Source organism: Bradyrhizobium sp. (genome assembly GCF_016462955.1).
Taxonomy (GTDB): Bacteria; Pseudomonadota; Alphaproteobacteria; order Rhizobiales; family Xanthobacteraceae; genus Bradyrhizobium.
Genome location: NZ_JAEMSD010000225.1, coordinates 1 through 10,461, shown reverse-complemented (window position 1 = coordinate 10,461; position 10,461 = coordinate 1). Strand labels below are relative to the sequence as shown.

General features: G+C 64.8%; 8 protein-coding genes and 1 pseudogene. 3 read left to right on the top strand and 6 right to left on the bottom strand.

The window, feature by feature from the left end:
* Both hpnC and JHD07_RS21800 read right to left on the bottom strand, forming a co-directional pair.
* The coding region (hpnC, locus tag JHD07_RS21805; protein WP_291625642.1) for a squalene synthase HpnC at positions 1-882 on the bottom strand (882 nt) is incomplete at its 3' end.
* Positions 883-1,072: 190 nt separating this feature from the next.
* Entirely contained in the window at positions 1,073-1,306 is a 234-nt protein-coding gene (locus JHD07_RS21800) for a hypothetical protein (RefSeq protein WP_194388522.1), read from the bottom strand.
* A gap of 458 nt (positions 1,307-1,764) precedes the next feature.
* Here JHD07_RS21800 and JHD07_RS21795 point away from each other — a divergent pair, with 458 nt between their 5' ends.
* Both JHD07_RS21795 and JHD07_RS21790 read left to right on the top strand, forming a co-directional pair.
* Complete coding sequence (locus JHD07_RS21795; protein WP_291625636.1) at positions 1,765-2,262, top strand: hypothetical protein; 498 nt, start codon at positions 1,765-1,767, stop codon at positions 2,260-2,262.
* 169 nt (positions 2,263-2,431) lie between these two features.
* Positions 2,432-3,178, top strand: coding sequence for a hypothetical protein (locus tag JHD07_RS21790; RefSeq protein WP_366864966.1), 747 nt, complete (start codon positions 2,432-2,434; stop codon positions 3,176-3,178).
* A 32-nt stretch (positions 3,179-3,210) separates the two neighbouring features.
* On the opposite strand, the gene JHD07_RS21785 is transcribed toward JHD07_RS21790, so the two are convergent.
* The 4 genes from JHD07_RS21785 to JHD07_RS21770 all read right to left on the bottom strand — a co-directional run bounded on the left by JHD07_RS21785 (position 3,211) and on the right by JHD07_RS21770 (position 9,674).
* Positions 3,211-5,577 (bottom strand): MMPL family transporter, encoded by a 2,367-nt coding sequence (locus JHD07_RS21785; protein WP_291625632.1) that lies wholly within the window; start codon positions 5,575-5,577, stop codon positions 3,211-3,213.
* 202 nt (positions 5,578-5,779) lie between these two features.
* On the bottom strand, positions 5,780-6,565 hold the full coding sequence (eutC, locus tag JHD07_RS21780; protein WP_291625630.1) for an ethanolamine ammonia-lyase subunit EutC: 786 nt from the start codon (positions 6,563-6,565) through the stop codon (positions 5,780-5,782).
* Positions 6,566-6,571: 6 nt separating this feature from the next.
* Positions 6,572-8,158, bottom strand: coding sequence for a B12-binding domain-containing radical SAM protein (locus JHD07_RS21775; protein ID WP_291625627.1), 1,587 nt, complete (start codon positions 8,156-8,158; stop codon positions 6,572-6,574).
* 133 nt (positions 8,159-8,291) lie between these two features.
* A complete protein-coding gene (locus JHD07_RS21770) occupies positions 8,292-9,674 on the bottom strand; it encodes an ethanolamine ammonia-lyase subunit EutB (protein ID WP_291625644.1) in 1,383 nt (460 codons plus the stop codon).
* Positions 9,675-9,896: 222 nt separating this feature from the next.
* On the opposite strand from JHD07_RS21770, the pseudogene JHD07_RS21765 reads away from it, so the two are divergent.
* Positions 9,897-10,461 (top strand): annotated as a pseudogene (locus tag JHD07_RS21765) (methyl-accepting chemotaxis protein); the annotation flags it as partial.

Here is a 10,461-nt window from a genome sequence, read left to right as displayed (position 1 = left end):
AGCGTCATGGGCAGCCCCCGGTCTGGAAACGGCCTTGCGCCCGATCGCGCGGCGACCGGCTTCGCCGACGATCCCGGCAAGGCTGAAGGCAAGCAGCTCGAACTTGTTGAGATGCACGCGCTCGCACAAGGGATCGCGGACCTTCAAGAGGCGCACGATACGATCGGCATAGGCCTGGATGACGGCGACGTCGACGCCGAGACGGAAATCGCGAATCTCCGCAGCGAGCGACCTGCCCTCCTCGAGCAGCGCCTCGTTGCGCGCGGCGAGCGACTGCAGGCAGGCCAGCATCGCCGGCGGCGATTGCGCGAGCCCGAGCTGCTCGACCGAGGCGCCGTGTGCGGCCAGCGCATCGCGCGGCAGATAGACGCGGTTGAGCTCGCGGAAATCCTTGCCGCAATCCTGCAGATGATTGTTGATCTGCAAGCCTGCGCAGAGCGCGTCTGACGCGGCCCAGGTCGAAGTGCTTTCGCCGTGAACGTCGAGCATGAAGCGGCCGACCGGCATCGCCGAATAGCGGCAATAATGGATGACCTCGTCCCAGGTCTCGTAGCGCAGCTTGGTCACGTCCATGCGGAAGGCGATGAGCACGTCGAGCGCATGGCGCGGCGCCATGCCGCGCTCGGCCAGCGCGCGGCGCAGGGCGACGGCCTCGGCCTGGGTGCCGCCCTTGCCGAGCAGTTCCGCCTCGAGCAGGTCGAGATAGCCAAGCTTCTGGTCGGCCGGCAGCGTGGCGTGGTCGGCAATGTCGTCGGCGGTGCGGACGAAGTTGTAATAGGCCAGGATCAGCGCGCGATGACGCGGGTGAATGATCCAGGACGCGACGGGAAAATTCTCGTCGCGGTCACCCTTGCCGGATCGCAATTCGCTCGCAGAGGTCATCGAGGGCTGGTTTACAATCGGTTGGACAGGAGGGGTTTGTTTCGCTCGCGCGGGCTCGCGCCGGCGATGCCGCCGCGGCCCCCATATAGGGGAATACGGCCGCAAAACCAATCCTGTGTGTCGATGGCCGCCCCTCGGATTGCGCTGAGAAGGCGGCCCGGGGGCCGCCTCCATGGGCCAGCGGCCGAGCTTACTGGTTGTGGTTCTTCAGGACCTGATCGCAGGCCTGGGAGATCTTGGCCCGGTTCTCCTTCAGGCAGGCCAGGATCGTGAAATCGCCCTGGTCGATGACCGGACGGCAGAACTTCTGCACATCCCGGGTGCAGGCCTTCTGCTCGGCATCCGTGCCGCGCCCCTGCTGGGCGAGCGCTGCGGTCGAAAGGGAGGCCGACAGCAGGGTGAGAGCGACGAGAAGCTTACGCATTGTATTCCTTCATTCTGACGGCAGAATCGCACCGATCCCGGGCTGCACAGGGCGGATGGCCGGAACGGATTGTTCTGATGGCAAGTCGCCGCGTCTGTCGCGGCCTCGAGAAGGCACAAGCACTGGCAAATGCGGCCAAATTGGCGCCGCGCCCGCCAAATCAGGCCTCCCCTGACCCTTCCTTGGCAGATGTAAGGGTTTGATACTACGTCATATTCCAGCAACCCCGCATTTTGCTGCGCGCCTGTTGCAGGGCTGCATCTCTTCACCCTGCCCGGCCCTTCAGAAACACACCGAAAGACGGCAAATCGCCCCGCCGCGGCATGGCGGGAGACGACGTGAGCCACCATCTCTGGCAGTCTGGCTTTGAACCTGACACTGGCTCGGAGCACTAAACTTTCGATGTGGCGAGACGTTCTCGATCGAAGCGACCGTCGTTCCAAAACGGGATATTCGAGATGACATTCTTTGGGCGATCTGGACTGGCAATCAAGGCGGCCGGCATCGGGGCGGTGCTGCTGTTCTCGGCATCGGCAAGCCATGCTCAGTCGTCCGGACCGTTTGCCGGTTTCGACGGCGCGTGGACCGGAACCGGCACGGTGTCGCTGTCCGACGGCTCCACCGAGCGCATCCGCTGCAAGGCGGACTACAAAGTCGCCGGCAGCGGCCTCAACCTGAAGCAGGCGCTGAACTGCGCCTCCGACAGCTACAAGTTCAACCTCACCAGCGACGTGACGAGCCAGGGTGACCGAATCTCCGGCAATTGGAGCGAGTCCAGCCGCAACATCTTCGGCAATCTCCAGGGCACCGCCGGCGGCGGCCAGATCGAGGTCTTCGTCGAGGCCAACGGCTTCGCCGCCAATTCGTCGCTGCGCACCAACGGCACCAAGCAGACGGTGCAGATCTCCTCCAAGGGCGAGATCCGCGGCGTCAACATCACGATGACGAAGGGCTGAAGCCTTCAGACGTTAGGGAAGAGCCTCCGGTTTTCGCGAGCCGGGGGCTTTTTGCTGGCTGTTAGCGGACATGGACCCAACCCGCAGACTCCTCCTGAAGGCGGCCGGCGTCTTCGCCGCCAGTGGCGCCTTCGCCAATGATCGATCGTCAGTTCAGCGAGGGGCGGACATGCAGCCTTCGCCCGTGAAGCCTCGTCACGTGCTCTGCTTCCTCGGCAAGGACGAGGGCCTGCTGCATCCCCCGGAGGCGGTGGCCAAGACGATCGCGGACTTCAACTTCGAGATCGACCGCACCTATTCGCAAGCCAAACCCGATCCGCACATGGAGCGCTCGTTCGGCGTGTGCTGGGACCGCGTCTTTCCGAAGGCGTGGTCCGAGGCGGATGAAATGGCCGTGCTCGACCACAAGGTCGTGCTCTATGTGCTGAGCCCGCCGATGGAGCAGCATAAGACGGTGGCCTATTCGGCCGCCGCCTTGCGCATCGTCGAGGAGATGATCGAGGCCGGCGCCACCGCCGTGAAGGGCGAAAGCGCGGGCGTTGCCCACGGCCTTGCACGATGGCGACAACTGGCCCGGGAGTGCAAGGCGGCCACGAACACGAGCCAGGGCCCAGCCGTCACGGCAGCCATGGGCCGGGCCTGCCGCCTCGCCTTCGCCAAGCGTCCGCTCGCCGGCGACACTTACAACGAAAGCGTCGGCTTCCACCTCGTCGGACTGCCGGACATCTATGTCTCGCGATCGCGCGGCAGCGACCGGAAGGCGGCAAAGCTGATGGACGAGATCGCGGACGCCATGGCCGAGCGCGGCATCGCGGCAACGCTGCGCGAGCGCAAGCTCGCGCTGTCGCGCGAGCAGGACTATGCCGAGGGCGACTTCAAGTTCAATCCCTACAGGATCATCCGCATCGAAGCGTAAAGGCGCGCCGGGCAGCGTCCGGCGCCAACTGCTCAGATCGCCGGCTTGTCGGGGCCCTGCAGCTTGTCGTGCAGGTTGATCAGCCACATCGCCGTCGGCCTGAGGATGAAGAGGTCGGCGACGAGGGCCATCACCATCGAGAAGGCGCTGAGCCAGCCGAACAGCCGCAGCGACGGCAGGTCGGAGAATACCGTGACGACGAGGCCGCAGGCCAAGACCACCGTGGTCAGGATCAGCGCAGGTCCCACCAGCACGGTCGCCCGCTCCACCGCCAGCGCCGAGCCGACGCCCGGCTTGTTCTCCAGCCGCAGGCGGTTGAGGAAGTGGATGGTGGCGGAAAGGCCGAGGCCGAACGAGACGGTGAGCGCGACGACGCTGGCGAATTGCAGTCCCTCGCCCATCGCCCACAGCACCGTGCCCGACATCACCACGGGGAAGATGCCCGGCAGGATGCAAGCCAGCGTCACCACCCAGGAGCGGAAGGCGAGACCGATGAAGATCGCGACCAGCGCAAATTCGATCGTGAGACCGTGGTTCAGCTTCTCGATCATGCTCGCCGAGTTGCGGGCGGCGATGGCGGCAAGACCAGTCACTGCGATCTCATAGCCCGGATGCTTCTTGCGGACGGCATCGAGCTCGGAATCGAGCTTGTCGACGATCGGCAGGAGCTGGCTGGAATCCTTGTCCGGCACGCGGCCGGCAACCACGACGGCGTCCTGCTCGGCGTCGATGAAACGTCGTACCAGATGCTCGGGAATGACGTTGACATATTCCTTCAGCGTTGCGACGTCGGCGCTGCCGGCCTTTTCCGCCAGCCAGCGGCGCAGCGTCTCCAGCGACCAGACGTTGCCGACACCAGCCGACTTCTCGACGGTCGAATGCACGTCGGCGATGGTCTGGAGCGTCTCCGGCGAATAGAGCGTTTCGCCCTTGGGGAATGCGATCAGCACGTTGACGGGATTCGCGCCGGTGAGCTTGGCATCCAACCGGTCGCTGGCGGCGACCGCCTGGCGCTTGTCCGGCACCTGGTCGGCGAGCCGGTAGCGCGGCTCCAGGTTGGCGTAGATGACGCCGAGGCCGCCGACGAACAGCACCGCGAGCAGGCTGAACAGGCCGGGCCGGCCCACCATGCGCACCGCGATCCAGTAGCAGAAATTGCGCAGCGCCTGCACGCCGGCATCGGCGCCCTGGAACTTGACCGCGAACACCTTCTCGTTGCGCACGAGCAGCACGCCGAACACCGGCACCAGCGACAGCACGGCGACCAGCGCGATGATGGTGGCGGCGAGGCCCGCCTCGCCGAACTTGCGGATCAGGTCAGAGTCGGAGAATTGCAGCGCGATGAAGGAAATGCCGGCGGTGCCGTGCGTCAGCACGCAGGCCGGGCCCACCACCAGCACCGCGTTCTTGAACGCGGTGAACTTGTCCTGGCCTGCGATCAGCCGGTCGCGCGCGGCGAAGGTGAGCTGCATCGAGTCCGAGAAGCTGATGACCATGATGAGCGGCGTCATCACGTTCAGGAACATGTTGAGGTTGAAATTGGCCCAGCCGAGCGCGCCGAGCGCCAGCAGGATCGCGATCATCGGCGGGAATGCCGCCGCAACCATGAAGGAGATCTTGCGGAAGAAGATGATGGCGATGATGCAACCGGCGAGAATGCCGAGGATGTTGTAGGTCAGCCCGTCGCGCTCGACCGCGTTGCGGATCTCGAGCTGCATCACCGGCACGCCGGAGAGCTGCACGTTGAGGCCGGTGTCGCCGAGGTCCTCCTTCATCAGCGTCCGGATGTCGGCGACGGTCTTGGTCAGCTTGTTGGAGGCAACCACCTCCGGATCGAGCGAGAGCACGATCAGCGCGAGCGTTCCGTCCTCGGACAGCAGCTTGCCGCGGATGATCTCGTTGTTTTTGACGGTCTCGATGAACTTGTTGTACGCGTCACCCTCGGGCAACTCAGGCGGGAACAGGGCCGCCGGCAGCTTGCCCGGCGCCGGCGCCTGACGCGCCGAGAACAGCGAGACGAGGCCGCGCGTGCCTTCGACGAGTTGCAGGTCGGTGACGAAGTCGCGCAGCTTCTCGAGGTTGCTGCGGTCCAGGAGGGTCTTGCCCTCGACCACGACGAGAACGTCGAATTCCTCGGCCGGGAACTTCTTCGTCACCTCTTCATATTGCTTGAATTCGCGGCTGTCGGAGCGGAACAGCTGCGACAGCGAATCGTCGATCTTGATGCGGTAGATGCCGAACACCGCGCCGACCATCAGCGCGAGCAGCACGATGCAGGACACGATCGGCGCCCGGACGGCGATCAGCCCGAGGCGCTCCAGCCCGAAGGCGATCGAGGACGCAGGTCCCTGCTCGACCTTGTCGACCTGAACCTCATTCTCGCTGTGCTTTTCGAGCATGCCTTGTCCAGTTCCTAAATCGGCTCGGTTGAGAGCTTATTGCGCGCGAACGGCTTGAAAACGCCATACCAATGGGGCTTGCCCTTTGAAAATGCGCGGAAAATCGCCGGCAGCGGTTTAGCAGGTCAACCGGTCTTTTCGCAAGCAGGCCAGCGCGGCCGAATCGATCAGGAAACCGAGCGATCTGGACCCGGGATAACGGTCATCCGGGCGAGAATGTGCCAATTCGACGCGGCGCACGGTCCGCGCTCTCGTCCTTCAGCGCCACGCCGGTGACCTCCCGCGCCATTCCCTCCCGGACCAACCAGGCGATCTTGAAAGCGGCCTCGTCATGGCTCAACCCGGCGTGGTGGATGTTGGAGACGCAATTGCGCTCTGCATCGGTGCGACCGGGCTGCGGGGCGAAGGTCAGATAGGCGCCGAGGCTGTCGGGCGCGGAGAGGCCGGGCCGCTCGCCGATCAGCATCACGATCATGTGCGCGCCGAGAATGCAGCCGATCTCGTCGCCCAGCGCAACGCGCGCACCCGAGGCGACGACGATGTGGCCGATCGCGACAGCATCGTCGGCTGCGAGCAGCGGCAAAAGACGCGTCAGCACCGCCACGGCATGGGCGTGGACCGCAGCCGCCGACAGGCCGTCGCCGACCACGACCGCCACCTGGCACGGCTCCGAGGCGACACGTGTCAGGGCCTCGACCGATGCCGCATCGAGCTGCCGTCCCAGATCCGGCCGCCGCAGGTACTGCCCGCGGTCGACGGCCCTGCTGCTTGCCTCAGTGACTGCAAGTCCAAGCGCACCGAGCTCGGCGACCAGCCGCGGCGTATCGAAGGCGGCGTGCACGGCGTCGCGTGCACGCGCATGGTCCAGGGTGAAATCGAGCAGTGCCTTGGTCGGCAGGCTCGCGCCGCTACGTCCCAGCGCGACGCGCGCCGGCGTGAACGCCCTGAGATCGAGGGCCGGACGGCGCGGGACGGCCGGATCAGACATGTCGCGTCATTCTGCGGGAACTGCGGCCTCGCGCAGCCGGATCGAATAGTTCGAGGCGTTCTGTCTGCCGCTGGAGGCCGCCCGCGCAAAAGTGATGAGATGATGCGCGATCAGCGTGCAGCCGATCAGCCCCTCGATGTCGCCGCGCTTGATCCGCCCGAGCGCGAACTTCCAGAACACGCCCCTGTAGTCCCCGAGCACACCGACCTTCCAGACGATGTTGCGCAGCATGACGAGGCCGCGCCGGATGTTGCGCCAGGTCTTCATCTCGTCCGGCACCGGGACCTTGACCCGGTTCACATAGACGTTGTCACACTGATGCTGATAGCGCGCGTAGACCTTGTCGGGCGCGTAGGCGACCGCCATCGCGTGCTTCCAGGACGCGACCACCTCGTCATAGGGCAGCAGAAAGTCGACATTGGAATCGCGGCCGTCGTCGTCGACCAGGCGTCCCTCGCGCTCCAGCCGGTCCCACAGCGGCGTCTTCGGCAGCGCCTGGAGCAGGTTGATGGTGAGCAGCGGAATCCGGGACTCCTCGACGAAAGCAAGCAGCGCCTCCGACGTATTCGGCTTGTCGGTGTCGAGCCCCATGATGATGCCCGACACGACCTCCATGCCGTAGGAGTTGATGGTGCGCACGCCCTCCAGGATCGGGACCATCATGTTGTGGTCCTTCTGCATAGCCTTCAGGGCGTCCGGATCGGGCGTCTCGATACCGCAGAAGATGGTGATGAAGTAGGCCTCGCGCATCTTCTCGAGGATCTCGGGTCGCTTGGCGATGTTGAGCGTCGCCTCGCAGGCGAGGCGCACCACGTAGCCGGTCCGCTTCTGCCATTCGATCAGATGCGGCAACAGGTCGAGCGCCGCCTTGCGATTGCCGATGAAGTTGTCGTCGACGAAATAAACCGTATCGGTCATGCCGCATTCGCGCAGCCGGTCGAGCTCGGCGATGATCTGCTGCGGCGTCTTGATGCGCGGGTTGCGGCCATAGAGGCCGGGAATGTCGCAGAACTCGCACTGATAGGGACAGCCGCTGGAATATTGGATGCTGCCGAGGAAGTACTTCTTGACGTCGACGAGTTCGTAGGCCGGGATCGGGAACTCCGTCATCGGCACGCGGTCTTTGGTGGTCAGCACCACCTGTTGCTCGGGACGAGAGGTGTCGCGCGACAGGATCTCGATCAGCTGGTTGGTGGCGTCGCCGAGCTCGCCGACATGCAGATAATCGAACGACGGATAGTAATCCGGGCAGGCGCTGACGGAGGGGCCGCCGAGCGCGACCGGCAGATCGAACTCATGAGCGCGGCGGCAGATGTCGTTCATCTGCTGGCGCTGGATGTGCATGCCGCTGACGAAGACGGCCTCCGCCCATTCGAACTCTTCCCTGGTCGTGCGGCGCAGATTCTCGTCGACGAATTTGACCTGCCACTCCTGCGGAAGATAGGCGGAGATCAGCAAAAGTCCCTGCGGCGGCATGAAGGCGCGGACGCCATCGGTCAGGGGATAGGAATGCTCGAATGTGCCGAAGGATGAGGTGTAGCGCGGAAACACGCAGAGAATCCGCCGGGACGTTCCGTTACTTTCAGCTCGCATCAAAGCTCCCCCGCCACGACCTGGTTGCGGAAATTGCCAGCGTAATGCTGCCGCCGGAATTTCTCAATATTGTGGCGAGAGCATAATCCCGAGAGCGACCGATGGTTTCCTCGGCGAATTTCGCGGCTTCGCCTCATGCGATCAGCCGCGCGGCAAAATCCGGCAGCAGGCCTGCATCTCTTGCAAGGCGGAAATCAGCATCTGTAATCCCTGCGCGCGCCAGCCAATCGTCGAATTCCGGCGCGCGGCGCAGACCGAAGACGTCGCGGACATAGAGCGCGTCGTGAAAAGACGTCGACTGGTAGTTCAGCATGACGTCGTCGGCGCCGGGGACGCCCATGATGAAGGTGACGCCGGCAGCCGCAAGCAGCGTCAGCAGATTGTCCATGTCGTCCTGGTCCGCCTCGGCATGGTTGGTGTAGCAGATGTCGACCCCGAGCGGCAGGCCGAGCAGCTTGCCGCAAAAATGATCCTCCAGCCCTGCCCGGATGATCTCCTTGCCGTCATAGAGATATTCCGGGCCGATGAAGCCGACCACGCTGTTGACCAGGAGCGGGGCAAAGGCGCGGGCGACCGCGTAGGCACGGGCCTCGCAGGTCTGCTGGTCGACGCCGTGATGGGCATTGGCCGACAGCGCCGAGCCCTGCCCGGTCTCGAAATACATGACGTTCTGCCCGACCGTGCCGCGCTTCAGCGACAACCCGGCCTCGTGCGCCTCCTTGAGCAGTGCGAGGTCGACGCCGAAACTGCGGTTGGCAGCCTCGGTGCCGGCGACCGACTGGAAGACGAGGTCGACCGGCACGCCCTGCCCGATCAGCGACAGCGTCGTCGTGACATGGGTCAGGACGCAGCCCTGCGTCGGGATGTTCAGCCGCGCGATGACCTCGTCGAGCAGCCGCAGCAATTGGGCGATGACGGCCGGATCATCGCTCGCCGGATTGATGCCGATACAGGCATCGCCGGCCCCGAGCAGGATGCCGTCGAGGATCGAGGCGGTGATGCCCCTGGCATCGTCGAACGGATGGTTGGGCTGGAGCCGCGTGCTCATCCGCCCCTTCAGGCCGATGGTGTTGCGGAACGCCGTGATGACCTCGCATTTCCGCGCGGCCAGGATCAGATCCTGGTTGCGCATCAGCTTCGACACCGCGGCCGCCATTTCCGGCGTGAGGCCGGGCGCGAGCGTCTTCAGGACCTCCGGCGTTGCGGCGTCGGACAACAGCCAGTCCCGGAAAGCGCCGACCGTGAGCGAGGCCACCGGCGCGAAGGCCTTTGCGTCATGGCTGTCGATCACGAGGCGGGTGACCTCGTCGTCCTCATAGGGAATGACGGCTTCCTGCAGGAACCGGGCGAGCGGGACGTCGGCGAGCGCCATCCGTGCCGCGATCATCTGCTCGGAAGTGGCGGCGGCAATACCGGCCAGCCGGTCGCCGGACCGCGGCGGTGTCGCCTTGGCGAGCAGGTCGCGCAGATCAGGGAAGGTGTAGGTCGTGGCGTCGATGCTGTGGCGGTAGACCAAGGGCCGCTCCGGGGGTTCGTCGGCCAACGGCCGACTCCAGGACTATCCCCAAACTATATCTTCGGATCAAGACGCTGAAATATCTTACTTTCTTTCGACCAAGGGCGAAGGCGGCCAAAGGGCCGCGTTAACGCCACATCCATCTTCGTTCCGCATAATTTTGCATCAATTCCGCACGACCGTGCTCACCCGCCGCTTCAGGCCATTCCAGGCTCCTTGAACATGACATCCGACCGATCTGGGAATGCCGCCACCCCGGCAGGCCGCTTCACGCTTGCTGCCAGGCTCTATGCGATCTTCGCGCTGTTCGCGCTGCTCACCGCGGCGATCGCGCTGCTGTCCGACTACAACAGCAGCCGCAGCGTCGAGCTGACCGGCGCGATCGAAACCGCCAATGCCGCCGCCCTGAACGTCGAGCGGGTCAACTCGCTGGTCTATGCCGTCGTGATGGAATCGCGCGGCGTCTACATGTCGACCGAGCCGGCCGTGGTGAAGAAATACGGCGACGGACTGCTGAAGTTCAACGCCCAGATCCTCGACGTCGTGAAGCGCTGGGAGACCATCGTCAAAGCGGACGATGCCGAGCAATTCGCCACCTTCAAGAAGCGCATCGAGCAGTTCGTCGAGTTCCGCAAGGAGCTGGTGCGCCGCGGCGTCGAGATCAATGCCGCCGCCGGCCGCGAATGGGGCGACAACGACGCCAACCGCAGCGTGCGCTCGGCGCTGAACAAGGACCTCGAGGCGCTCTCCAAAGTCTACGCCGAACGCGCCAGGCAGATCGCGCAGC

Coding starts and splice junctions, on each gene's coding strand:
- JHD07_RS21800 (WP_194388522.1), bottom strand. CDS start 1,306: ATGCGTAAGCTTCTCGTCGCTCTCACCCTGCTGTCGGCCTCCCTTTCG.
- JHD07_RS21795 (WP_291625636.1), top strand. CDS start 1,765: ATGACATTCTTTGGGCGATCTGGACTGGCAATCAAGGCGGCCGGCATC.
- JHD07_RS21790 (WP_366864966.1), top strand. CDS start 2,432: ATGCAGCCTTCGCCCGTGAAGCCTCGTCACGTGCTCTGCTTCCTCGGC.
- JHD07_RS21785 (WP_291625632.1), bottom strand. CDS start 5,577: ATGCTCGAAAAGCACAGCGAGAATGAGGTTCAGGTCGACAAGGTCGAG.
- eutC (WP_291625630.1), bottom strand. CDS start 6,565: ATGTCTGATCCGGCCGTCCCGCGCCGTCCGGCCCTCGATCTCAGGGCG.
- JHD07_RS21775 (WP_291625627.1), bottom strand. CDS start 8,158: ATGCGAGCTGAAAGTAACGGAACGTCCCGGCGGATTCTCTGCGTGTTT.